Origin of the sequence: Tessaracoccus defluvii (assembly GCF_014489575.1) — a bacterium.
Classification (GTDB): Bacteria; Actinomycetota; Actinomycetes; order Propionibacteriales; family Propionibacteriaceae; genus Arachnia; species Arachnia defluvii.
On sequence record NZ_CP060789.1, the window covers coordinates 3,251,114 to 3,273,804 of the forward strand.

The 22,691-nt window shown below is 71.8% G+C and carries 22 protein-coding genes and 2 pseudogenes; 12 read left to right on the plus strand and 12 right to left on the minus strand.

The annotated features are described in order from the left end of the window. Positions 1-145 precede the first annotated feature (145 nt). Positions 146-736 (plus strand): DUF1989 domain-containing protein, encoded by a 591-nt coding sequence (locus H9L22_RS15335; RefSeq protein WP_187720665.1) that lies wholly within the window; start codon positions 146-148, stop codon positions 734-736. Continuing rightward, entirely contained in the window at positions 736-1,221 is a 486-nt protein-coding gene (locus tag H9L22_RS15340) for a GNAT family N-acetyltransferase (protein ID WP_226966344.1), read from the plus strand. Before H9L22_RS15335 ends, H9L22_RS15340 begins: the two co-directional genes overlap by 1 nt. Here the strand turns inward: H9L22_RS15340 and H9L22_RS15345 are convergent. Genes H9L22_RS15345 through H9L22_RS15365 form a run of 5 tightly spaced genes read right to left on the minus strand, consistent with a single transcriptional unit; the run spans position 1,208 to position 5,498 of the window. Then, positions 1,208-1,483 (minus strand): hypothetical protein, encoded by a 276-nt coding sequence (locus tag H9L22_RS15345; RefSeq protein ID WP_187720667.1) that lies wholly within the window; start codon positions 1,481-1,483, stop codon positions 1,208-1,210. The genes H9L22_RS15340 and H9L22_RS15345 overlap by 14 nt on opposite strands. Before the next feature lie 10 nt (positions 1,484-1,493). Then, entirely contained in the window at positions 1,494-2,438 is a 945-nt protein-coding gene (locus H9L22_RS15350) for a 3-oxoacyl-[acyl-carrier-protein] synthase III C-terminal domain-containing protein (RefSeq protein ID WP_226965904.1), read from the minus strand. Then, positions 2,435-3,709, minus strand: coding sequence for a F390 synthetase-related protein (locus H9L22_RS15355; RefSeq protein ID WP_187720668.1), 1,275 nt, complete (start codon positions 3,707-3,709; stop codon positions 2,435-2,437). The genes H9L22_RS15350 and H9L22_RS15355 overlap by 4 nt, the downstream gene beginning before the upstream one ends. Beyond that, a complete protein-coding gene (locus H9L22_RS15360; RefSeq protein ID WP_187720669.1) occupies positions 3,706-4,497 on the minus strand; it encodes an MBL fold metallo-hydrolase in 792 nt (263 codons plus the stop codon). The genes H9L22_RS15355 and H9L22_RS15360 overlap by 4 nt, the downstream gene beginning before the upstream one ends. A 2-nt stretch (positions 4,498-4,499) precedes the next feature. After that, positions 4,500-5,498 (minus strand): NAD-dependent epimerase/dehydratase family protein, encoded by a 999-nt coding sequence (locus H9L22_RS15365; protein ID WP_187720670.1) that lies wholly within the window; start codon positions 5,496-5,498, stop codon positions 4,500-4,502. A gap of 55 nt (positions 5,499-5,553) precedes the next feature. On the opposite strand from H9L22_RS15365, the pseudogene H9L22_RS20590 reads away from it, so the two are divergent. Then, a pseudogene (locus tag H9L22_RS20590) lies at positions 5,554-6,150 on the plus strand (glycosyltransferase); the annotation flags it as partial. Positions 6,151-6,225: 75 nt separating this feature from the next. Next, positions 6,226-6,705: pseudogene (locus tag H9L22_RS20595) on the plus strand (glycosyltransferase); the annotation flags it as partial. 14 nt (positions 6,706-6,719) lie between these two features. On the opposite strand, the gene arsA reads toward H9L22_RS20595, so the two are convergent. Next, complete coding sequence (gene arsA, locus H9L22_RS15375; RefSeq protein WP_187720672.1) at positions 6,720-8,483, minus strand: arsenical pump-driving ATPase; 1,764 nt, start codon at positions 8,481-8,483, stop codon at positions 6,720-6,722. Between the two features lie 3 nt (positions 8,484-8,486). Beyond that, on the minus strand, positions 8,487-9,242 hold the full coding sequence (gene arsD / locus H9L22_RS20770; protein ID WP_226965905.1) for an arsenite efflux transporter metallochaperone ArsD: 756 nt from the start codon (positions 9,240-9,242) through the stop codon (positions 8,487-8,489). Positions 9,243-9,327: 85 nt separating this feature from the next. On the opposite strand from arsD, the gene H9L22_RS15385 reads away from it, so the two are divergent. Further along, the gene (locus H9L22_RS15385; protein WP_187720673.1) at positions 9,328-9,696 is read left to right on the plus strand and encodes an ArsR/SmtB family transcription factor; all 369 of its coding nucleotides are present in this window, start codon (positions 9,328-9,330) and stop codon (positions 9,694-9,696) included. 6 nt (positions 9,697-9,702) lie between these two features. Here H9L22_RS15385 and H9L22_RS19185 read toward each other — a convergent pair whose 3' ends face one another. Beyond that, positions 9,703-10,581, minus strand: a complete 879-nt coding sequence (locus tag H9L22_RS19185; RefSeq protein ID WP_226965906.1) for a class I SAM-dependent methyltransferase — start codon at positions 10,579-10,581, stop codon at positions 9,703-9,705. Here H9L22_RS19185 and H9L22_RS15395 point away from each other — a divergent pair. The 7 genes from H9L22_RS15395 (at position 10,529) to H9L22_RS15425 (ending at position 16,565) form a co-directional block, all read left to right on the plus strand. Further along, positions 10,529-10,873 carry a hypothetical protein gene (locus tag H9L22_RS15395; RefSeq protein WP_187720675.1) on the plus strand — a complete coding sequence of 115 codons (345 nt, stop codon included), beginning with the start codon at positions 10,529-10,531 and terminating at the stop codon, positions 10,871-10,873. The two genes, H9L22_RS19185 and H9L22_RS15395, sit on opposite strands and share 53 nt — an antisense overlap. After that, entirely contained in the window at positions 10,870-11,238 is a 369-nt protein-coding gene (locus H9L22_RS15400; protein WP_264292485.1) for a family 43 glycosylhydrolase, read from the plus strand. Before H9L22_RS15395 ends, H9L22_RS15400 begins: the two co-directional genes overlap by 4 nt. Before the next feature lie 132 nt (positions 11,239-11,370). Continuing rightward, the gene (locus H9L22_RS15405; RefSeq protein WP_187720676.1) at positions 11,371-11,574 is read left to right on the plus strand and encodes a cold-shock protein; all 204 of its coding nucleotides are present in this window, start codon (positions 11,371-11,373) and stop codon (positions 11,572-11,574) included. Between the two features lie 68 nt (positions 11,575-11,642). Beyond that, positions 11,643-12,893, plus strand: coding sequence for an MFS transporter (locus tag H9L22_RS15410; protein ID WP_187720677.1), 1,251 nt, complete (start codon positions 11,643-11,645; stop codon positions 12,891-12,893). Positions 12,894-12,967: 74 nt separating this feature from the next. Then, entirely contained in the window at positions 12,968-13,393 is a 426-nt protein-coding gene (locus H9L22_RS15415) for an OsmC family protein (protein WP_187720678.1), read from the plus strand. A gap of 80 nt (positions 13,394-13,473) precedes the next feature. After that, complete coding sequence (locus H9L22_RS15420) at positions 13,474-14,757, plus strand: Gfo/Idh/MocA family protein (RefSeq protein WP_187720679.1); 1,284 nt, start codon at positions 13,474-13,476, stop codon at positions 14,755-14,757. A 119-nt stretch (positions 14,758-14,876) separates the two neighbouring features. Further along, the gene (locus tag H9L22_RS15425; protein WP_187720680.1) at positions 14,877-16,565 is read left to right on the plus strand and encodes a 13E12 repeat family protein; all 1,689 of its coding nucleotides are present in this window, start codon (positions 14,877-14,879) and stop codon (positions 16,563-16,565) included. Positions 16,566-16,581: 16 nt separating this feature from the next. Here the strand turns inward: H9L22_RS15425 and H9L22_RS15430 are convergent, their stop codons facing one another. The 4 genes from H9L22_RS15430 to H9L22_RS15445 are packed head-to-tail and all read right to left on the minus strand — an operon-like array spanning position 16,582 to position 22,684. Continuing rightward, on the minus strand, positions 16,582-17,418 hold the full coding sequence (locus tag H9L22_RS15430) for a DUF3883 domain-containing protein (protein ID WP_187720681.1): 837 nt from the start codon (positions 17,416-17,418) through the stop codon (positions 16,582-16,584). Positions 17,419-17,468: 50 nt separating this feature from the next. Beyond that, positions 17,469-18,410 carry a hypothetical protein gene (locus H9L22_RS15435; protein ID WP_226965907.1) on the minus strand — a complete coding sequence of 314 codons (942 nt, stop codon included), beginning with the start codon at positions 18,408-18,410 and terminating at the stop codon, positions 17,469-17,471. A 10-nt stretch (positions 18,411-18,420) separates the two neighbouring features. Next, a complete protein-coding gene (locus H9L22_RS15440; RefSeq protein ID WP_187720683.1) occupies positions 18,421-21,528 on the minus strand; it encodes an AAA family ATPase in 3,108 nt (1,035 codons plus the stop codon). Between the two features lie 4 nt (positions 21,529-21,532). Continuing rightward, positions 21,533-22,684: an exonuclease SbcCD subunit D gene (locus tag H9L22_RS15445; RefSeq protein WP_187720684.1), complete on the minus strand. Its 1,152-nt coding sequence runs from the start codon at positions 22,682-22,684 to the stop codon at positions 21,533-21,535. Positions 22,685-22,691: the final 7 nt, after the last annotated feature.

Below are 22,691 nucleotides of genomic sequence, written 5' to 3' on the forward strand. Positions count from 1 at the left end.
GCACGAGGGGTCAAACGGTTGGGTGTCTGAAGAGGTAGAGCAGGCCATGGCTCGGGAGCTCTGGACCGGACGGTCGCCGGCCCGCCTGCGTCGTCCTTGGGATACTGGGGCCCTCCAGATCGTCCAGCGAGCCAGCGAGGCAGCTATGACCCAGGTTTTCACCATCGAACCCCGAACGGGTCAGGCGTTCGACGTCGCCAAGGGGCGGCGCGTCACCGTCACCGACCCCGAGGGCGGTCAGGTGGCCGACTTCTATGCCGAACGGCTGGGGCACCCGGCCGAGTTCATCTCGCCCGGGGTGACGATCGACTGCAACGAGTCGCTGCGCCTCCGGGTCGGCGACGTGATCTACTCCACCCACTACCGGCCCCTGCTCAAGGTGCTCGCGGACGACGTCGGCGAGCACGACCTCCTGCATCCCTGCTGCCGCCCCGAGATGTACGAGTTCTTCTACGCCAACGGCGACGGGCACCCGAGTTGCCTCGACAACATCAACTCCCTGCTGGCCCAGCCCCAGGCCGCCATCACTCCGGTGAATCTGTTCATGTTCACCGAGATCGGAATCGACGGCGCCATCAAGGTCAAGGCTCCGGTGTCCCGTCCGGGCGACTCGATCGTCCTCGAGGCGTTGGAGGATCTTCGCCTGGTGGTGGCCGCGTGCAGCGTCTCGGAGAGCGACTGCAATAGTGGCCGCTGCACCCCCATCCAGCTGACGATCGAGGAGCTGCCGGCGTGATGGAGATCCGTGCCTGCGACGCCGGTGACCTGGAGGTCCTGAACCGGGAATGGCCGAGCAACGACGTCTGGGAGGGGCACATGCGGCGTCAGCTCACCGGCGAGGCGACGTTCCTTGTCGCCTGGGACGGCGATGAGCCGGTCGGGGTCGGGATGCTGCAGTGGAAAGGGTGCGCTGGCGAGAAGGCGCACGCGGCGCTTCCAGGTGCGGTCGAGGTCAACCACCTGCAGGTGCGGGAGTCACGTCGCGGGCAGGGCATCGGGACGGCCCTGGTCGCCGCGTTCGAGGAGTTGGCCCGCGGGCGGGGGATCACACAGATGGTCCTGGCCGTCGACGCGGACAACCCGGCGGCCCGGGCCCTCTACCTGCGCCTCGGTTACGAGGCCACCGGCGTGGTCGACACGTACACGTACTCCTACCGCGACGACGACGGCGTCGAGCGGCAGGCCACCGAGGCGTCGGAGGCGCTGGTCAAGGAACTGTGAGCGATCCGGGGACCACGTACAGGACCTTCGCCCAGCCGTCGAAGTAGCCCCACGGCCGCAGCGCCCGGTCCCCGCGCCCAGCCCTCCCGGCCGCCCACCGGATCAGCTCCGGCCACCGTTCCTCGACCTCGGGGAGCTCGTCGGCGTACTCGAGCCAGAGTCCGTAGCGCTCGGCGCGGGCGATCGCAGCCCCGTTAGCGAAGCCGCCTGCCCGGGAGCGCAGGAGCAGGTAGACGTGCCGATGGCCGAGGATCTCCTGCACGGCCGCGTCCTCAGAGCTGCAGCAGGAGCGCGTTCGCCGTCAGCCCCGCCGCCGTCCCACACAGCAGCACCCGGCTCCCCGGCCCCACCTTGCCCTCGTCCCACGCCCGCGCCAGCGCGAACGGCACCGAGGCCGACACCATGTTCCCGAAGTCCCGCAAGTAGTTGGCGTAACGGCCCTCCGGGACGCCGATCCTGCGCATGATCAGCGGCAGCGCCCGGCTCGCCTGGTGCGGGATGACGTAGTCGATCTCCTCCACCGACGTCCCCGCCTTCGCGAAGAACCGCTCGAAGAACCCCGGCAGCACCCGCGAGGCGGAGAAGAGCACGGCGCGGCCGTTCATGTCGAAGCGGTAGTCCCCGTCGGTCTCCGGCGTGAAGTCGCGGCCCGGCAGCCAGCTCCCGCCGCCTCGCAGTTCCGTCTCGTGCGCGAACCTCGGCCACGTCTGCTGCAGCGACGCCACCACGCCCACGCCCGCATCCTCATTAGACGGCGACGACACGACCATCGCGACCGCCGCATCCGAGAACAGCTCGAAGCTCTCCCGCTGCTCCGGGTTCAGGAACTGCGCCCCGACGTCGCCCGCCACGATCAGGATCCGCCGGTACTCGCCGTCGCGCAGGTACCGCGACGCCACGTCCAGCGCCGTGATGAAGCTCGTGCAGGTGGAGTTGACGTCGAGCGCCGCGCACTGGGCCTCCGGCGCGATCTGCTCCTGCACCAGGGCCGCAGTGCAGGGGATCGGCTGCACATCGCCCGCCGTCGCCCCGATGAGGCAGTCGATGTCGTTCGGCCCGACACCGGCCGCGGCGAGCGCCCGACCCGCCGCGTCGACCAGCATCGACAGGTGCTCGACCGGCGCCCCCGCCCGGTACCGGGTCTCCGCGCCGAATGTCACGGTCGTCGAAGGAAGACAGACGCCATAGCCGTCGATCTGCAGACCGCGCACGGTCATGGCAACCTCTCCACCCGCCGCAACTTGCGGCTCGGGTCATGCTCGAAGGGGGCGACGGTGATCCGGACGTCGGCGACCCCCTGGACGGCGAACAACCGCCGCAGCTCCACGACGACGGCGTCCGCCGCGTCCCCGGAGGGGGGATCGAGCTCGACCCGAACCTCCGCCGCACCCGTCTGGACCACGCGGTACTCGACGACTCCGTCGGCATAGGCGACGGCGCGGGTCACCAGGTCCGCGTAGACGGGCACCGTGGTGCCGTCGCGCCCGGCGAGCCGCAGCACGTCGTCCTCCCGCCCCTCGATCCGCTCCAGCGCGGTCATGGCGCTCCCACACGGGCAGGGGCTCTCGCGCAGCACGAGCACGTCGCCCATGCGGTAGCGCACGATCGGCTGCGTCCGACGGCGGAAGTCGGTGATCACCGGCACGAAGCGCCGCTCGTCCAGGTGCTCCCGCTCGACGTGGACGATGTCCTCGTTCAGGTGCAGCGTCCCCGCCTCGCAGGTGTGGCCGAGGAACCCCTCGGTGCACTGGTAGATCTGGTGGACGAGCGGGACACCGAACCCCTCGCGGATCCGCTCCTCGTCCAGCGGCGTCAGCACCTCGGCCACCGAGTACACCTTCGCCGGTGAGATCCGCAGCGACCCGTCCGCGACGGCGTCGACCAGCCCCCGCAGCACCGACGGCGGCCCCACCAGGATCGTCGGATCCAACTCGGTGAGCCGGTCGACATGCTCGGCCACCGGGCGGAACGTGTCGAAGTACTCGAACCGCACGGTCCGCGACCCCACCGTCTCGTACAGGTCGCCGCCGGCCCGCAGGAACAGCGCGATCCGCTGCCCGCGCAGCCGGGGAAGCGTCCTCGCCAGGACGGTGCCCGCCCACTGCGCCCGCTCCCGCGGGCTGACGAGGAACAGGCCGCGATGCCCGCTGGTGCCGGTCGACAGTCCGATCGTGCAGCCGTGCAGCTCCGCATCGAAGGTGCGGCTCCGTTCCGCGGCGATCGCGAGTGCCATGGCCTCGTCGCGGTCCACGGGCACCGTCACGAGCTCGTTGAAGTGGGCCATCATCGAGGCCTTGTCCAGCACGGGCAGGTCGGAGAGATCCCCCGCGGGGAGCCGCCCGAACCAGGCCGACCTGCGACGCAGGAACCGCAGCTGGCTACGCAGGATGCGCCGCTGGAACCGCTCAAGCCGCGGGCGGCTGCGAAAAGAGGTCAGCCAGCGGGCCCGCGCGTACCAGGCGGCGATGCGCAGGGTCTCGGTGCTCACGGCAGCAGCCTCGCCTCGGGGTAGGCGTCGTGTGCGAGGCAGACCCGGAGCCCGGCGGTCTCGAAGTCACGCAACCCTGCCGCCGTCTCCGCGTACGCGACGGCGTCGTCCTGGATCAGCCGGGGCAGGCACCGCATCGCGGGGATCTCGTCGACCAGATCGGCGCCCCAGGCCGCATCGCCGGCCAGCAGCACCCGCGACTCGACGACGGCGCCGACATGCCCGCGCGCGTGGCCGGGAAGCGACGCGATCAGGTAGCTCCCGTCGCCCAGCAGGTCGTGCGCGGGGACGGTGAGGGGCCCGATGCGGTGCGGCACGAAGGCCTCCGACGTCAGCACGGTGCGGGGCGCGGAGGCGAACCAGTCGGGCAGCAGACCTCGCAGGATCCCCTCCTTCAACCGGGGCGCCGCGAGCGACTCGGCGATGCCGGCCGACAGGATGAACCGGGCTGCGGGGAAGTACCGGACCCCGCCCAGGTGATCCGGGTGCGCGTGCGAGAGGACGACGTGTGTCACCTCGTCAGGGTCGACGCCGGCGCGCCGCAGCTGCGCGTCGATCGTCTCGCCGGGGCGGACGACCGGCGGCACGAGCCGGCTGTACAGCCAGGCCGCCGGCCCTGCCGAGGCCGTGTCCGGCGCGTAGCCCGTGTCGAAGAGGACGGTGGCGGCGGGGGAGCGGTACAGGAACGCGCCTGCCGGGAAGGAACGGACCTGGCGCGGGGCGCCGCGGAACAACAGGGCGAGGGCGTGCGACGTGGTGCCGCAGGCGAAGTGGTCCAGCGTGCCCATCGTCAGTGCCCCCGTCGGGTGGCTCGGGTCGCGGCGAAGGCCGCCAGCGCGTCGTCGAGGCTGACGCGTGGCACATACCCCAGGTCGGCGCGGGCCCGCGAGATGTCGAGGGTCTGCGAGTAGGCGATCGTCGTCAGCGTGTACCGGGTCAGCGGCGGCTCCGGGTATCCGGGAAGGACGGCGTAGAGCTTCTCGAGGACGGCCGCGAGCGGGTAGAGGACCCGGATCGAGACCCGCCGGTAGCGGGGAGTCTCGCCGACGAGGGTCAGCAACCGGTCAAGGAGCTCCCGGAACGGTCGGGGATCGCCGTTGGTGATGTTGTACGCCTGGCCGTGGGCGTTCGCGTGCTCGAGGGCGAGGCGGGCGGCCAGGGCGACGTTCTCGACGGCGGTGAGGTCGACGAGGTTGGTTCCTTCGCGGAACAGGGGGACGCCGATGCGACGGTGTACGTCGAGCAGGCGCGGCGCGAGGCTCGGGTCGCCGGCACCGATGAGCCCGCGCGGCCGGAGGATGACCGCCTCCGGCACCGAGCCGTCGGCGACCGCTGCGCGCACCAGTTCCTCGGCGCGGAGCTTCGAGGCGATGTAGTGGTTCAGGCGGTTGCCGGGGTCGACGTCGTCCTCGGAGATGTCGAGCCTGTCGGCGGCCTGCGAGTACACGCTGGGCGAGGAGACGAACACGATGCGCCGGACGCCGTTGCGGCGGGCCGCCTCGATGACGGCGGCGGTGCCGTCGACGTTGGCCTCCCGGAAGTCGGCCCAGCGGCCCCACGGCGACGACAGGGCGGCGCAGTGCACGATCGCGTCGACGCCCTGCAACGGCGCGGTGGGGAGGGCGGCGAGCGGTGCCGCGAGGGTGTCGACGCCGAGACCCGCAAGCCGTCCGGCGTCGCGTCCGTTGGCGAGCACCCGGTAGCCGGCGGAGGTGAGTTCGGTGACCACGTGGCCGCCCAGGAATCCGCTGGCTCCGGTCACGAGCACCTGCGGGGATTCGTGCGTCACGGCCGACAGCTTAGGCGGACCGTCAGTCAACTACAGTCGGCCGGTGCGCATCGTGATGGTCACCGACTACTACCTGCCGACGCTCGGCGGTGTCCAGACCCTCGTCAAGGCACATAAGGAGGCGCTGGAGCGCGCCGGCCACACCGTCGTGGTCGCGTGTCCGCTGGCCGAACCCTCCGCGGATCCATCGGTCGTCGCGCTGCCAATATCCCCGGTCTTCAACCCGGACGGCTACCCGTTCACGTGGCCCTACGCGCGGACCGAGCAGGTGCTGCGCGAGGCGCTGATCGACGCTGACATCGTCCACGTCCACAGCGAGATGATCGGGGCGATCGCCGGGCTTCGGGTGGCCCGCGAGCTCGGCATCCCCATCGTCCAGACGATGCACGGCCGCATCGACGTCTACACGGCCAGCGTGCTGCCCCTGCCGTCGGTCACGACGATCCCGCTGGCCTGGCTGCACCGGCGGCGGATCCCGCACGTCGCGCCCATCGCGGGAGGCGAACGGTTCACCTCCACCCGGCTGGCGCGGCGCATGTGGCGCCTCATGGTGAACCAGGCGAACTACGCCGACCACGTCATCGTGCCGTCGGCCCATTTCGCCGCGAAGCTGCGCGGGCAGGGAGTCACCTCGCCGCTGACGGTGCTGTCGAACGGGCTCGAGGACAGCGTGCTCGACCAGCTCACCGGGGCGCGTCCGCGCGTACCCGACGGCGGCCTGCGCGTGATGTGGTGCGGGCGGGTCTCGCCCGAGAAGCGCCCCGAAGTCCTGATCGAGGCGCTGGCTCAGCTGCCCGGATCGGTGACGGCCGACCTCTACGGGGAGGGGCTCGCGCTGGCCGCGACCCGGCGCCTCATCGGCCGGCTCGGTCTGGCGGGCCGCGTGCGGCTCCACGGCGCCGTCCCGCAGAGCGAGGTCCTCGCCGCGTCGCTCGACCACGACGTGTTCGTCTCCACCTCGTACGACTTCGACAACCAGCCGATGGTCATCCTGGAGGCCATCGCCAGCGGACTGCCGGTGGTGATCAGCGACCCGGACCTCGGCGAAAGCATCCCCGACGGTGGCTTCGTGGCGACGGCGGAGCCGACGGCCACCGCCCTGGCGGCCGAGCTGCGGAGGCTGCTCGACACGCCGGAGCGTGTGACGGCGATGAGTCGCGCCCTGCTCGCCGACGCGGGCGGCGCGGCCCAGCAGACCCACCTCGATGGGCTGCTCGCCGTCTACCGCGGGCTGCTCGCCAGCCGCAGCAACGCCTGAGCCCCCGTCGGCTCCTCCACCAGCAGCGGAATCATCGCCAACCGTCGGGCCAACGAGTCGGCCGCCTCGATGTGCGGCGTCTCCGTCGCCGCCCGCGCAGCGAGCAGCGGGTGCCGGGTGCCCGTCGGCGTGAGGGCCTGGTTGACCACCCACCCCCACGGCGTGATCCCGGCCCGCCGCAGGTCGGCGTCCAGGTCGGCCGCCTCCTGCACCGGAGTGGCATCCGGAAGCGTGACGATCAGGACACGGGTGAGGTCGGGATCCTGGAGGCGCATCAGCGGGGTGACGACCCTGGCGTCGTCGCCCAGGCCGCGGACGATCTCGCGGTGGTACGAGCCGGTGGCATCCATCAGCAGCAGCGTGTGGCCCGTCGGTGCGGTGTCGATGACGACGAACTCCCGCCGTGCCCGCGCCACGAGGTGCGAGAACTCGCCGAACACGGCGACCTCCTCCGTGCAGGGGGAGCGGAGATCCTCGAGGAGCTGCGCCCGGCCTTCCTCGTCGAGACGGGCCCCCTTGGTGGCGAGCACACGGTCCCTGTAGGCCTGGGTCGCGGCCGCGGGGTCGATGCGCGACACCGTCAGGTTGTCGTCGGAGCCGCCGTCCAGGGTCTGGTCGAGGTGGCCTGCGGGGTCCGTGGTGGAGAGGTGGACCCGCTTGCCGCGCGCGGCCAGCGCCAGCGCGATGGCAGCCGCCGTCGTCGTCTTGCCGACCCCGCCCTTGCCCATGCACATGACCAGGCCGTGATCGTGGGCGGCGAGCTCGTCCACCAGTTCCCCCAGCGATCCGCCGACACCATCGGCGAGGGGAGCGTCGGCGGGGTCTGACGGGCCCGGGGCGGCGTCAGTCAGCAGTGTCCGGACCGCGTCGACGCCGACGATGCCGGCCGCCCGCAGCGGGATCCGTGACGTGGCGAGCCCGGCGAGCGTCGGAGGCAGCGTCGCCAGCGCCTCCTGTTCCCTCGCGACGACGGCGCCCGCGAGGAGGTCGCCGTCGACAGCCGTGTCCAGGATGCCGTTGATGGCGAGGTGCTGCTGCGTGATGCCGACGGCGGCGAGCTCCTCGGCGGTGCGGGCGGCCTCCTCGAGGGTGGAGCGTTGAGCCCGCGCAACGAGGACGAGCCGGGTCAGGGTCGGGTCGCCGAGCCTCGCCAGCGCGGCCGCGTACCGGCTGCGGGTCTTGTCGAGGCCAGCCATGGGGCCGAGGCAGGAGGCGTCACCCTTGCCCTCGTCGAGGAAGCTCGTCCACTCGCCGGGGAGTTGCAGCAGGCGGATCGTGTGGCCGGTCGGGGCGGTGTCGAAGACGATGTGGTCGAAGCCGGCCGTGGCGGCGTCGTCTGCCAGGAGGTCGGTGAACTCGTTGAACGAGGCGATCTCTGTGGTGCACGAGCCGGAGAGCTGCTCGGTGATCCCGGCGAGCTCGGCCTCAGGCAGCAGGCCGCGGACGGGGCCGATGATCGCCTCGCGGTAGGCCGCGGCCGCGGCCTCCGGGTCGATCTCGACGGCGGTGAGACCCGGCACCGTCGCGACGGCGGTCGGCCGACTGCCGATGGGCTGGCCCAACACCTGGGCCACGTTGGAGGCGGGGTCCGTGGAGACGAGCAGGACGCGGCGGCCGTCGTCAGCGAGGCGGGTTGCGGTCGCACAGGCGAGCGACGTCTTGCCGACACCTCCCTTGCCCGTGAAGAAAACGAACCGGGGGAGCGAATCCAGGAATGCGTGGGGCATGGGTCAGCAGCACCCGCGTGTCGGCGTCAGGCCCAGGTCGCCGCCCAGACCGGCAAGGCGACGTAGTTCGGCGCGGTCGGGGTAGCGGCCCGTCGCCACGGTGATCTGGTCGACCAGCACGAGCGGGAGGCCAGCGGACCCCGCGACCTGCAGGAATCCGGCCACCACCGGGTTCTCCGCGAACGCGGACGGATCGTTGGCGAGGTTCCGTCGTTCGATGTCGACGCCCTCGCGCCGCAGGTGCTCGAGGTCCGCGGTGAACGCGACCAGGGCCTCGTCGACGTCGGTTCCACACACCCCGGTGTTGCAGCAGAGCGCCGGCTCGAACACCCGGATCTGCGGGCCGCGGCGTCCTGTCAGCTCCTCGTAAAGGGTCTCGACGCGGGAGGCGATGTCAGCGACCACCAGGCGCATCCTCTCCATGCCCTCGATCCCGCGCGACGACGGCTCGTCCGTGATCCAGGTCTCGATCCTGCCGTGCATCCCGGCGACGGGTTCCACGACGGCCTCTGTGCCAAGGACGACGACCCGGTCGAAACCCGCCACCTCGGCGGGGTCGAGGAGTCGGGGCGTCATTCCGGCCATGGATGCGCCGAGTTCGGCCACCGCGGCGGCCGCCTCCTCGTTGACGACGGAGCCGGGCCTGGTGCCGGCCGACGCGACGTCGACTCCACCCAGCTTCCGCATCAGCGCGGCCGCGATCTGCGACTTGCCGCCGTTCTTCACGCAGACGAACAGCACCGATGGCTGACCGCTCATCACAACCTCCATGTATCGAGAATCATCTATACGAGGCATTCAAGCGCTCATATCGACGGATGTCAATATGGGCTAGCATGGGGGCATGACGACGCTAGCCGGCCCGGACGAGGGCGCGCACTGCTGCCCCGATCACGACGGCGGACTGCTGGACGGTGACGAGGCCGTCGCCCTGGCCGACGTGTTCAAGGCGCTCGCCGACCCGACTCGCGTCCGACTCCTGCGCTACCTTGCCGACTCCGCCGGCGGCACCGTCTGCGCCTGTCATCTCCCCGACGCGCTCGGCATCAGCCAGCCCACCCTGTCGTTCCACATGCGCAAGCTCCACGACGCCGGCCTCGTCGAGCGCGCGCAGCGGGGCCGCTGGGCGCACTGGTCTGTCAACCCGACGGCCATCGAGCCCGTCCGCTCCTTCCTTGGGCTCGCGCCAGCGCCGGCGGCGCCCCGCTGCTGACCACTCCTACCGGCCGCCGAGCGTGCAACGCACGTCCTGCCACACGATCGTGCCTCCAGACCCGTCTGCCCCCTCCGTGATCATCCGGGCCGCCGCGTCCGTGACGCGCTCCGCCTCGTCGTGGGTCATCGCGTCCCACGCGGCCCGCTGACCGACCGACCGGGTGAAGCGAAGCCAGTCCGCGACCCCCTCGAACGTCAACGACATCCGCCAGGTCTCCGTCGTCACCCCCATCGCCCCCGCCGTCGCCAGCGCGGACTCCATGGCGCCGTCCGATGCGAAGGGGCCGTCGGGCCCGGCGCTGCGCGGGTCCAGCGGAGGCATCCACGGCCGCAGCAGCCCGTCCAACTCGCGCCACAGGGCGCTCTGCGCCCCGAACGTCGTCACCCCGATCCGGCCGCCCGGACAGAGCAGCGCCACCCAGCGGGCCAACGCGGCCCGCGGATCCGGCAGGAACAGCACGAGCGAGGAGGCCACCACGTCGAACGAGGCGGCGGGCAGGTCCGGGGCCGACGCATCGCCCACCGCCACCTCCGCGCCGGTGCCGGCCAGGGAGGCACGGGTGAGCCGCACCATCTCGGGACTCACATCGAGGGCGACGACGCGTCCCCCGGGCAGGACGCAGGCGCGGCGTCGTCCGCGTCGTGAACGGATCCGTGTTGCCCTGGGTGCTCGTGACGGCGACGTACACGGCCAGGAACGTGGGCCGCTCGAGGAAGCGCCACCGGGCGCTGCTCGACAGGCTTCCGCGATCCGAACACGCCCAGGACTCGGCCGAGGTGGACGAGGTGGGCTGGGGGCCCTGCGGCGCCTGCGCTGATCCTCCCCGGCCTTGCGAGCGCCGCAGGCAGCCCTCGAGGGGCCTAACGGGTGGGAGCCGCTCAACGAGAACTACGGCATCTTCTTCGCCCGGGTGGCGGAGACTCCGGACGAGGCCGGCACCGTCGAGGAGATCATCCGTAGCTTGCGGCACCCCCACCTGTTCGGCCTGGCCGTCAGCGACGGCGTCAACCGCCCGGCCGCCCGCGGCCCCGTCCTGACAGGGGCGGCCGCCGCGCACCCACCCGCCGGCATCGTCGACGCGCGTCACCCTGACCTACAGCCCCCGAGTACGCGTGGGACAACACCATCGCGGAGGGTCCCAACGTCCTCGTCCGGGACGGCCGCCTGCTCATGATCTACTCGGGCTCCACCGTCGGCGACTCGTATACGACAGGGTTGGCGACGGCGACCGCGGGCCGCGGCGTCGACCTCACCGACCCCGCCGCCTGGACCCGTCTCAACTACCCGATCCAGAAGTCGGGCCCGTTCAACGGCCAATGGCAGCTGGGAACCGGCCACGGCATGTGGTCGCACGACGAGGACGACAACCCGCTGTACGTCTTCCATGCCCGCGCCGACCATCGGGGCTTGTCAGGCCGCGATACGTTCGTGCGCCGGGTCCACTTCGCCGCCGACGGGATGCCCGTGTTCGACATGACCGCGGACGAGGAAGTTGCACCGTCGTTGCGGGCTGTGACGGTGGCTGTCGTCGTCCGCTAGGACCGAATTTCTCGGACATCGTTCGCGTCCGTTAGGTGCAGAGGGGCACTTTGTACGTACACTGGGGTCTGTTGGCCTCGGCGACGTCCGTTTCCGCGGTCAACAGTTTGTCAAACACAAGGAAAGATCGACATGGCCACTGGCACAGTCAAATGGTTCAACTCGGACAAGGGTTACGGCTTCATCGCTCCCGATGACGGCACCGCCGACGTCTTCGCACACTTCCGGGCCATTGTTGGCACCGGGCACCGCAACCTCGAAGAAGGCCAGAAGGTCGAGTTCGATGTTGAGCAGGGTCAGAAGGGCCTGCAGGCTGCTAACATCCGCTCGCTCTGAGCTCTAGTCGTTCGGGGCGTCGTGACTTCGGTCACGGCGCCCCCGCTCGTTTCCCCGGGAGTCCCCCCATGCAAGCCGACTGGTCACTCATGCGCGACCGCCAGTTCGCCCGCCTCTTCTGCGCCAGGACGGCGTCGATGGGCGGTTCTGCCTTCGCACCCATCGCCCTGTCCTTCGGGGTACTGCACCTGCCCGGCGGCGACGCGGAGACCCTCTCGTACGTGCTGACGGCCGAGAGCGTTCCGATGATCGCCTTCCTGCTGTTCGGCGGCGTCATCGCGGACCGGTTCCCGCGCCAGCGGGTCATGATGGTCGGCGAGTTCTGCTCGGCGATCGCGTTCGGTTCGCTCGCGTTCCTGCTCATGACGGGCGACCCGCCGCTGTGGCTGCTCTGCGTCGCCGCCGCGTTCAGCGGCATCGGGATCGCCATCATGTCGCCTGCGCTGACCGGCATCATCCCGGAGGTGCTGAAGCCGCACCAACTCCAGTCGGGCAACGCGCTGCTCGCGCTCGGGGCCAACACGGCCCGCATCGCCGGACTGGTCTTCGCGGGCGGCATCGTCGCCCTCGTCGGCGGCGCCTGGGCCCTGGTGGGAGCCTCGCTGCTCTTCGCCACGTCCGGTGTGGTCGTGTCCGGCCTACGGGGGACGGCGGACCGGCGCGGCAGTTCGTCGGGCTCGACGCTCGGTGACCTGAAGCAGGGGTGGCGCGAGTTCTCGTCGCGCCAGTGGATCTGGGTGGTCGTGCTCCAGTTCTCGTTCCTCGTGATGTTGTTCCAGGCCTGCTTCGGCGTGTTGGGCCCCGTCCTGTCGGACACCGAACTCGGCGGTGCCGGGCCCTGGGCGTGGGTGCTCACCGGCGACGCGATCGGCATGGTGCTCGGCGTCTTCATCGCCCTGCGTGTCCGGCCGAAGCGGCCGATCTTCGTCGGTGTCCTGATGACGGCGCTGGCCACGCCGCCCTTCCTCGCGCTGGGTCTGGGTGCGCCGCTGTGGATCGTGGTGGTCCTCGCCGTCGTGATGGGGGCCGCGTTCGACCTGTTCGGGGTCCTGTGGAACACGTCGCTGCAGCGGCTGGTGCCGGCTGAGGCGCTGTCGCGGGTGGCGGCGTACGACGCGTTCGGGTCGCTCATGTTCGGGCCGCTCGGCCTGCTGCTCGCCGGGCACGCCGTCGTCTGGTGGGGTGCCAGGGAGTCGATGATCGGCGCCTCGCTGCTGATGCTGCTCGCCGTCGGCGCCGCGCTGCTCTCGCCCGAGGTGCGCCGTCTCCGGGCCCCTGAGTACGAGCCGGTCCCCGTGATGGTGACCGCGGCCGACTGAGGCGGACGGTCTCCCGCTTCGCCAGCGGGTCGCCGGGGCCTTGCCTAGGGTGGGGGTCTACCCAGGGAGGCAACATGTCAGTCACCAGCAAGGCCAGCACGATCTGGAACGGGTCGCTGTTCGAGGGCTCCGGCACCGTCACATTCGACTCGTCGCACCTCGGCACGTACCCCGTGAACTGGAAGGCCCGCTCCGAGGGCTCGGACAACACCACGACCCCCGAGGAACTGATCGCGGCGGCGCACGCGTCGTGCTTCTCGATGGCGCTGTCGAACGGGCTCGCGCAGAACGGCACGCCGGCCACTGAACTGAAGACGGATGCGGCCGTCGCGTTCACCCCCGGAGTCGGCATCACCGGTAGTCATCTGACGGTCCGCGCACAGGTGCCCGGGCTCTCCGAAGAAGCGTTCCTGGCCATCGCCGACGATGCGAAGGCCAACTGCCCCGTCTCAAAGGCGCTCGGGGGCGTCGACATCACGCTGGATGCCAGCCTGGGCTAACCCGGAAACAGCGCATCCCTGTTGCGCGATAGCCGACCCCGATGTGCCCATCCGTGAGGAAAGGCGATAGGACTGGGGGCATGAACACCGAACCCGTACGGGGCGGCGACGCAGCCGCCCCTGTGACCGTCGCACTCATCGGAGCAGGTAACCGCGGGCAGGGCTATGTGGGCTGGATCGCGCGGCACCGCGACCGCGCCAAGGTCGTGGCCGTGGCCGACCCGGATCCGCACCGTCGCTCGCTCGTGCAGGCCGCCCATCCCGAGGCCGTCGCCTATAAGACGTGGGCCGAACTGCTGGCCGATCCTGACGCCGTCTTCGACATGGCGATCGTCGCCACGCAGGACCAGTTCCACCGGGAGCCCGTACTGGCGCTCGCGGAGCGGGGGACGGCGATCCTGCTGGAGAAGCCGGTCGCGCCGACCATCGAGGAGGTGCGGGAGGTGATCGCGGCTGTGAAGGCCGCCGGGGTCATCTTCGGTGTCTGCCACGTGCTGCGCTACACCCCCTACACGGAGCAGCTGAAGGACGTCGTCGACAGCGGTGTGCTCGGCAAGATCGTCAACATCGAGCACCTCGAGCCCGTCGGCTGGTGGCACATGGCGCACTCGTTCGTGCGGGGCCCGTGGCGCAGGGAGGACACGTCGGCCCCGATGCTGCTCGCTAAGAGCTGCCACGACATCGACTGGATCAGCCATGTTACCGGCATCGAGTACGACCAGGTCGCCAGCTTCGGCAAGCTGACCCACTTCACTGCGGAGAACCGGCCCGCCGAGGCCGCCGACCGCTGCCTCGACTGCCCACTCGAGCCCACCTGCCCCTACTCGGCGCCGAAGCTCTACGTGCCGCTGGTAAGGGCCGAGGGGTCCGTCTGGCCTGTCAGCGTCATCACCGACGGCGACACCGAAGAGGACGTGCTCGAGGCGCTGCGGACCGGGCCGTACGGGCGCTGCGTCTACGACTGCGACAACGATGTGGTGGACAACCAGGTGGTCGCGTTCACCGGCAAGGACGGCGAGACCGGCACGTTCACCATGTGTGCGTTCACGGAGCAGAGCCACCGCAAGTCGCGCATCTTCGGCACGCACGGCCGGGTCGAATGCGACGGCGAGACGATCGACATCCTCGACTTCCGCACGGGCGGGCGCGAGATCCGCTTCGTCGGCGGGAGCCAGGGCGCCAACGCGGCGACGGGCCACGGCGGCGGCGATGCGGGGCTGATGAACTCGTTCATCGCCGCGGTCGCGCAGAGGGACCAGTCGCTGGTGCGCTCGGGGCCGGACCAGTCGCTGGCGAGCCATGCGGCGGTGTTCGCGGCGGAGGAGTCGAGGAAGTCGGGAAGGATCGTCCGGGTCGACGTGTGACGGTGGCGGGGCATCTCGAATGAAACCACCCCATCACCCCTTGTCGGAGTGCGATTGAGGTTGTCCACAGGTCCCGGATTGCTCTGGGAAATGGGTGCCTGGGCGACCGATAATGGGTTATGGAGAAGCTGGCGCTCATCACTGCCCGGGAGGCCTTCGCGGATGTCCGCGAGGGTCTCCTGCTGCGCCGTCGTGGTGAGGCCCAGACGATTCGTGCGTTGTGTGATCTGGCTGCCTGCTATCGGGTGTCTGAGGCTGAGCTGTTCGAGCCGCTGGACGAGCATCTGGTGACGGTTGGCGGCGAGGGTACGCCTGCTGTGTCTGAGTTTCTGCGTCTGGAGGTGGCGGGCCTTCTCGGTTGCTCTGCCGGGATGGCCACGGAGCATATTGCAGCCGCGATCGACCTGAAGTTCCGCCATCCCCGGCTGTACGAGGCGGTCCAGAGCCTCACGATCGACTCCCAGCGGGCGCTCCGGGCCGCGCGGCGCTGCCGCGAGCTCGGGCCGGCGGCGGCCGACTGGGTCACCGACCGGTGGCTTCCGGCGCAGGAGGGCCTCGGCTGGGGTGCCGCCTTCAGCCTGCTCGACCGGCTCATCATCACGGCCGACGCCGATCTGGCCGCCGAGCGGGAGCGCAAGACCCGCGAGGCGCGCGGGGTCTGGACCTGGGGACTCGACGCCGGCGCGATGAACCTCACCGGCAGGCTCGATGTGCTCGACGCCCGTTTCCTCGACGTCCGGCTCGACGAGCTGGCCCGGCTCCTCGTGGGTGAGTGCCCTGGCCTGGACCACAACCAGCGCCGGGCCAAGGCGCTCGGGCTGCTGGCCAACCCCGCCTACGCGCTGGCCCTGCTCCAGCAGGCCGCGCAGGGAGAACTGCCTCTCGTCCCGGTGCTGCCCGCCGCGTCGCGGTCCCGTCTGACTACGGCGCCGGAGCCCCTCGATGAGTGGTCCCCGCCGCCGCCTGAAGACCTGGAGCCGCCGGAGCCCGCCTGGGCGATGGCGCTTGGCCGGGCAGCAGTGAACGTCTGGCCGACGACCACCACCGAGGGACCGACGTCCGCTTCACCGTCCGGCGCGCCATCGCCCGGGCCGGATGGTCGGCGCGCCGGACGTCCTGGGGTTTCGGGTCCCGCCGGTCCCGTGACCCCACGCACCGATCCCCTCCCCACCGATCCCGACCGCCCAGGCCCCGCGGAGCCACCGATTCACCCGGAACAGGGGAGAGCTCTGCCCGCGGCCGACCTCGGCCCTGCCATCGATCCGGCGCTGCTGACGCGTCTGCGCCCGACGCTCGGGCTGGCTGTTCACATCCACTCGGACGCCCTCGGTGGCCTCACCGGCGCGGCGCGGGTCGAGCGGGCGGGGCATATCACCACGGCGCTGCTCGGTGACTTGCTCGGCGAGGGCCACGGCGTGGTCGTGAAGGTGCACCCGGTGATCGACCTGCCGAACCTCGAGCCGGCCGACCGGTACGTGCCGACGCCGCGGATGCGTCGCGCCGTCGAGCAGGTCTTCCCACGGGAGCCGTTCCCGTTCTCGTCGCGTGCGGCGTCGGGGCTTGATCTGGATCACACGGTTGCGTATCGGCCGGGGCGTGGCGGGCAGACGGCGGTGGGGAATCTGGCGCCTCTGTCGCGTTCGGTTCACCGGGCGAAGACGGCTGGGTTCTGGCGGGTCAGCCAGCCTGAGCCGGGGCGGCTGGTGTGGATGAGCCCGTTGGGGTATCGGTACGAGGTGACGCCGTTCGGGACGCTGGTCGTGCCCGGCGAGGCGAGATCGCCGAGCCGCAGCGCCGGGTCCGCCTGATCCTCGGGAAGCCTGCTCAGGCGACGCGGCCTGGCTTCGGCAAGGCCCGCCAGGTCTCGGGCTCCAGCAGGCACGTGTCTTCGATGGCTCCCGGAAGCTCGAAGAGCCCCACCTTCGGCTCGGCGAAGGAGAACACCCGGGCCAGGACGTACTGGTCAGCCATGTCCTTGCTCACGGCAACCTCGTTGCGGCTCACCAGCATCGGCCACGCGGCGCCGCGGCGGGTCGTCTTCACCTCGATCAAGCGCGGGGCGCCGTCGGGCCGGAAGGAAGCGATGTCATAGCCGAGGCCGTCGCCCTGCGTGACGGACACGTGTTCCACCTTCCCGGCCAGGTCGCCGCGGCCGGCCTCGGCCAGACGGCGCCGCTCCCGCTCGAGGATGAGCACCTCCCCGGAGGCGCCGAGCGAACGGTTGGCTGCCTCGAGCGCGACGAAGTCCGTGTGCATGGGCCGGGCCACCCCGCGGGCGACGGGGAAGGCCAGCTCGGTCGGCGGGGTGATGACGTTCCAGGCGACGTCGATGCGCTTGGCCGCGTCCCGGATGATGCTCTGCCGCATGAGTTCCATCACCTCCGGATGGCGGCTGAGATGGTGCTCGACAGCCTCAGCGAGGGACGCCTGGTAGTTCTTGGCGGGTTTGTATCCCTCGACCCACGGCGCGTGCATGTCGATCAGCACCCCGCTGACGTTCTGGAACTTGAACTCGACCGAGCCCCTCGACCGCCCAGTCAGCGCGCGAACTCGCCCGTTGGCCTCCGTCTTGACGTACGACTGGCCTGCCAGCTCCTGTTCGAGCATCGCGAGATACTCCGCGACGACAACCTCGTTCTCCGCGCGCGACCATGCGTCCATGCGCACACCCTAGCGACGGCGCCGCCGTCGACACCGGAGGCCCAGACCGATCAGCCCGCCGCCCGCAGCGCCCGGTGCAGCAACTGCGGGTCGCCCAGCCGGTGCCGCAGCGTCCGCTCCAACCCCGCGATCGGGTACAGGTTCTGCGGCGCCCGCGGATCCTTGAACGGCTCGCTCGCGTAACGGGGCAACACTGCCTGCGACGTCGCCGCCAGTGCGACGGCCTCGTCGACGCTCAGCTCCGACGCACACTCCACCCGCACGATCCCCGCCCACGGCGAGCCCCCGGGCCCGGGCAGCCGCAGGTACCAGGAGTACCGCTCCCACGTGGTGCCCAGCCGGAACACCGGCGTGCGCTCACCGGCGGCGAGGGCGCCGACGACGCGGTTCAGGTCGGCGGGCAGATAGGCGGAGTGCTGCGACTTGATCATGCCGATCGCCCGCGGCACATTCGTCCGACCCCGCAGGGGACCGTCGATCACGAGGAGGTCGTCGACGTCGTCCGGGGCCGCCGCGCGGGCGTTGGCCGCGCAGATGATCTCCAGCTCGGCCAGCTTCTGCTGCAGCGCCAGCGACAGGAGGTCGAACACCTGCTTGCCCGGGTCCGGCTTCGCATGCGCGACGGTCCAGGTCCCGAGCCCCGTGACGATGTCGTCGGCGTCCTCGGCCGTGGTCAGCAGCGACCGCCGCACCTCGGCGATGTCGACGGTGGCCGCCGAACGCGTCGACCGCACGACACCCGCGGCGTACGACGCGCAGAGCGCGGGAGCCTGCTCGCCGCCGTCATCGGGATTGAGCCACAGGCGCGCCTCGACCCGACGCACGCCGTCGACGAACAGGATCGTGGACGGCTCCGTGGTGGCCGAAGCGGCGATCGGGCGCCAGCCGGCGTCAGGCACCTCGACATCGGTGGTGAGCTCCGCCTTCGACTCGGCGAGTTCCTCCACCTCCTGCAGGCTCGACCCGTAGTCAGGGGCCCACCCGTCGACCATGAACCGCATCTCAGCCCTCCCGCCGCACGCTCGACGACCGCGAGTCCCGCGCCACCACGAACCGCGTCGGCACCCTCTCGGCCAGCGCCGCCACGTGCGTGACGACACCGACGAGCCGGTCGCCCTGCGCGAGCCGCTCCAGTGTCAGCGCCACCACCTCGAGGCTCTCCGGATCCAGCGACCCGAACCCCTCGTCCAGGAAGATCGAGTCCAGCCGCGCCGCCGTGGCCGACATCGACGACAGCTCGGCCGACAGTGCCAGCGCCAACGCCAGGCTCGCCTGGAACGTCTCGCCACCCGACAGCGTCCGCACCGACCTCCGGGCCTCCGCGTCCGCGTGATCGATGACGAAGAACTCGCCCTTCTCATGCGTCAGGGAGAACTGGCCCCCCGACAGCTCCAGCAGCGACGCCGACGCCGCCTCGACCAGCACATCCAGCGCAGCCCCCGCGAGCCAGCGCTGAAACTTCTTCGCGCTCAGGTGATCGGCCAGCAGCTTCGCCACCTGCTCGCGCTCCTGCGCGGCGTCCCGCTGCTCGACGAGCTCGCCGAGCCGCTCCCGCTCCCGCCGGATCCGCGCAAGCGCGTCGGCGGCCCGACCCGCCTGGTTCGCGACGGCGGCCACCGCCTGTCCGGGCCCGCCCACCTCGATCCCTGCCTCGACGGCGGCGCCCACGAGATCGGCCGCGGCCCGTTCGCGCCCGGACTCAGCCTCCGAGACGGCGACCCCGGCGGCGATCAGGGCGGCCTCGGCCGTGCCCCTGGCGTCGGCGGCCCAGCCGATGAGCGTCGCCCAGGCGCCGGGCAGATCCGTGGCGTCGACGGCCGGCGCCCCCAGCGGGACGAGCGGCGCCCGCGTGGCCCGCAGCAGTTCGTCGGCCGCGCCCAGCTCGGCTGTGAGCGCCTCCTCGGCAGCGGTCGCAGCGTCCCGGGCGGCGCCTGCCGCAGTGAACGCGGCCATCGCCGCACGCTCGGCGGCCTCCAGGTCCGTGAGCATGACGAGCGCGGCGTCCACCTCGGCGAGCGTCGCGGCGCCGTCGAGCTCTGTCCGGAGCTCCTCGGCCCGACGCGTCGCCCGCGTGACGGCGCCCCCCGCCAGAACCGAGGCCTCGTCGGCTGCCCGCGCGGCCGCACGGGCCTCGTCGCGGGCCGCGACGGCGTCGTCCAGCCTGGCACGCACCGGGGCGAGCGCCGCGGCGGCCCGATGGGCGTTGAGCGAGGCGGCGGCGACCCGCGCGGTGATCCAGGCCTCCCGGGAAGCGACCGCCGCTGCCTCCGCCTCGGCGGCGGCCTGCTGCGCCGTCGACCATGCCTCCAGCCCCGCCTGGGCCGCGGACAGCCGGGCTGCGGGGTCGGCGCCGTCCGGCAGCAGGGTGGCCACCAGTTCCTCGGCGCGGACGCGGTCACGGGCGATGGTCTCGAGGGCGCCGGTGGCACGGGTGAGGCCGTCGCGCGCGTCGTGCCAAGCCCGCTCCGCCTCGCCGACGGCGACATCGGCAGCGGCGGCGGCCCCGGTGTCGATCGGAGGCGGCAGTGTCGCGACGGTGGTGGCGCAGACCGGGCAGTCGTGGCCGACGGCGAGACCGCCCCGCAGGTCGGCCGCGGTGGCCAGCAGGCGCGCGTGCCGGGCAGTCTCCCGCGCCCCGCTCAGCGTCTCCTCGGTGGACCCGACGGCGGCCTCCGCAGCGTCGCGCGCGGCACTGGCGGCCACCTCCTGCTCCCGCAGGTCCGCCACGCGGGCCGCAGCCTCGACGGCGCGCTCGGCGGCGGCGACCGCAGCCGACAGGGTGACGGCGTCGCCGGCCTCCCGCAGCGCGTCACGGGCCGAGGCATGGGCCAGCTCGGCGTCGGCGAGCCTCGCGGCGGCCTCGTCGACAGCCTCCGCGGCCGCGGCCACCAGGTCGGGAAGGTCATCGTCGTCGACGGCGCCGACGGGGATCGCCGGCCGGCCGAGGGAGCGCAGCTCGGCCGCGGCCGCCTCCGGGCCCCGACGCGCCTCGCCCTCGGCGGCCAGCGCCTCCGTCCAGCGGTGTTCGCGCTCGTCACGGAGGGCCGCGACGCGGGCGGCCTCATCCCGGGCCCGGACATCGGCCTCGGCCAGGTCGGGGAGCGAGGCCCGCAGGTCGGCCAGCTCAGCCCACCGCTCGCGGAGCCGGGTGAGGTCGGCGCGGTCGCCGCCTGCCTCCAGCGCTGCCCTGGCGTTCGTGTAGGCGGCCTCGGCCTCGCGGGCCTCGGCCTGGCGGGCCCTGGCCGTCTCCCGCGTCGCCCGGGCCCGCTCGGCCAGGTCGGCGATGCCGTCGGGCATCCGCACGGCGTCGAGCCCTGCGAGATCCGAAGCGGCCGCCTGACGCGCCGCCTCGGCCTGCTCCGCCGCGCGCCCGGCGCGGGCCAGATCGTCGGCCAACCCGGCGACCGTCTCGCCCAGCGCCTGCAACTCGGCGACGCGTTCGGCGGCGGCGTCCTCCGCCTCCTGCGTGGCGCCGCCGAGGTCCTCGATCCGGCCGTTCGCCGTCGCGACCTCGGTGCGGGCATCACTGGCTCGGGCGCCGGCGGCGCGCATCACGATGTCGTACTGGTGGGCGCCCAGCAGCTTCAACAGGATGTCCTGCCGCTCCCCGACGGTGGCGCCGAGGAACTCCGCGAACCGCCCCTGCGGCAGGACGACGGCCTTCGTGAAGTCGTCGAACGACAGCCCCAACAGCGTCTCGACGGCGGGCGTCACGTCGCGCACCTCGGAGGCCAGCACCGTCACCTGATCGGTGTCCGCGGTGGCCTGCGTCGGGTCGTCGAACTTCTCCAGCGACGCGGTGCGCTGCTGCGGCCCCTGCTTCCCGACGCGCCGCACCTCGCGGGCGACCTGGAAACGTTCGGCGCCGACGTCGAAAACGAGCCGGACCGTGGCGCGGTTGGCTGTCGGCGCGAGCGCCCACTGCACCGAGTTCGCCCGCCCCCACCGCGGGGCAGAGCCGTACAGGGCGAAGGTCATGGCGTCGATGACGGTCGACTTGCCGGAGCCCGTGGGCCCGACCAGGGCGAAGTAGTCGGCGCCGGCGAAGTCGACGACGGTCTCGGCTCGGAACGACGCGAAGCCGTTCATCTCCAGGCGGATGGGACGCACCGGGTCACCTCGTCGTCTCGTCGAGCAGGTCGTCGAACAGGCCGGTCAGTCGGGGATCCTCGACGCCCGCCTCCTGCAGGTAGGCGGCGAACAGGTCCCGGGGCGACCGGGTCGCGTGGGTGGCGGCCGCGTGGCGGGCGCCCTGCTGCGCGTAGTCGGGATGGATGCGGACCTCCAACGCGTTCGGCAGCGCGTCGAGGATCTCGTCGCGCAGCCCCGCCCGGGTGGGCTCCTCGACGACGACGCGCAGGTAGGCGTCGCCGTACTCGGCGGCCGCCGCGATCAACTGCGCGACGGTGCCGGAGACCGTGCGGAGCCGCCGGCCCGCGGTGATCGGGATGTCCGTCACGCGCGCCGGGGTGGTGGGGGAGACCTCGACGAGACACACCACCGACGTGTTCTCCTCCTCGCCGAAGTCGACGGCGAGCGGGGCCCCCGAATAGTGCACCGGCGCCGGCGCCGGGATCTGCTGCCTGCGATGCAGGTGCCCCAGCGCGACGTAGTGGGCGTCGACCGGGAACGACTGCGCGGAGACGTGGTACTCGAAGATCGACTGCGCCTCCCGCTCGCCGCCACCCATCACCCCGCCCGTGCATGTGAGATGGGCCATCACGATGTTGACGGTCTCCGGCGTGAACGCCGTCGTCAGCTCATCGATGATCCCCCGCAGCGAGTCCTCGTAGCGGCCCGCGTTGGTCGACGGCGTGCCCGTCACGATCTCCTCCGCGCCGATGATGTAGCGCCGCGACACGAACGGGATGAGCGCCACGACGGCCTCCTCACCCGTCGACCTGGCCGTGAAGCGGTGCACGCCCCCGGCCTCGGCGCCGCGGACCGTGCCCGCGTAGTCGATGTTGGCGGCCGCCATCAGCTGCCGCAGCGCCTCGAACGTGCGCGCGTGGTCGTGGTTGCCGGCGATGACGACCACCTCGATGCCTGAGGAGGCGAGCTTCAGCAGGGCCCCGTTGACCAGCCGCTGCGCGTCCGCCGTCGGAGCGGCCGTGTCGTACAGGTCGCCCGCGATGAGGACGGCGTCGACCTCCTCACGCAGCGCGACGTCGATGATCTCGGCGAGCACCGCCTGCTGCTCTTCGAGGCGGCTGCGGCCCTTCAGCGTCTTGCCGACATGCCAGTCGGCCGTGTGGAGGAACTTCATCCGGGTC

Bases quoted from the DNA above. Each gene is read 5' to 3' on its own strand.
- H9L22_RS15335 (WP_187720665.1), top strand. From the start codon at position 146: ATGACCCAGGTTTTCACCATCGAACCCCGAACGGGTCAGGCGTTCGAC.
- H9L22_RS15340 (WP_226966344.1), top strand. From the start codon at position 736: ATGGAGATCCGTGCCTGCGACGCCGGTGACCTGGAGGTCCTGAACCGG.
- H9L22_RS15350 (WP_226965904.1), bottom strand. From the start codon at position 2,438: ATGACCGTGCGCGGTCTGCAGATCGACGGCTATGGCGTCTGTCTTCCT.
- H9L22_RS15360 (WP_187720669.1), bottom strand. From the start codon at position 4,497: ATGGGCACGCTGGACCACTTCGCCTGCGGCACCACGTCGCACGCCCTC.
- arsA (WP_187720672.1), bottom strand. From the start codon at position 8,483: ATGCCCCACGCATTCCTGGATTCGCTCCCCCGGTTCGTTTTCTTCACG.
- arsD (WP_226965905.1), bottom strand. From the start codon at position 9,242: ATGAGCGGTCAGCCATCGGTGCTGTTCGTCTGCGTGAAGAACGGCGGC.
- H9L22_RS15385 (WP_187720673.1), top strand. From the start codon at position 9,328: ATGACGACGCTAGCCGGCCCGGACGAGGGCGCGCACTGCTGCCCCGAT.
- H9L22_RS15400 (WP_264292485.1), top strand. From the start codon at position 10,870: ATGATCTACTCGGGCTCCACCGTCGGCGACTCGTATACGACAGGGTTG.
- H9L22_RS15405 (WP_187720676.1), top strand. From the start codon at position 11,371: ATGGCCACTGGCACAGTCAAATGGTTCAACTCGGACAAGGGTTACGGC.
- H9L22_RS15410 (WP_187720677.1), top strand. From the start codon at position 11,643: ATGCAAGCCGACTGGTCACTCATGCGCGACCGCCAGTTCGCCCGCCTC.
- H9L22_RS15415 (WP_187720678.1), top strand. From the start codon at position 12,968: ATGTCAGTCACCAGCAAGGCCAGCACGATCTGGAACGGGTCGCTGTTC.
- H9L22_RS15420 (WP_187720679.1), top strand. From the start codon at position 13,474: ATGAACACCGAACCCGTACGGGGCGGCGACGCAGCCGCCCCTGTGACC.
- H9L22_RS15425 (WP_187720680.1), top strand. From the start codon at position 14,877: ATGGAGAAGCTGGCGCTCATCACTGCCCGGGAGGCCTTCGCGGATGTC.
- H9L22_RS15430 (WP_187720681.1), bottom strand. From the start codon at position 17,418: ATGGACGCATGGTCGCGCGCGGAGAACGAGGTTGTCGTCGCGGAGTAT.
- H9L22_RS15435 (WP_226965907.1), bottom strand. From the start codon at position 18,410: ATGGTCGACGGGTGGGCCCCTGACTACGGGTCGAGCCTGCAGGAGGTG.
- H9L22_RS15445 (WP_187720684.1), bottom strand. From the start codon at position 22,684: ATGAAGTTCCTCCACACGGCCGACTGGCATGTCGGCAAGACGCTGAAG.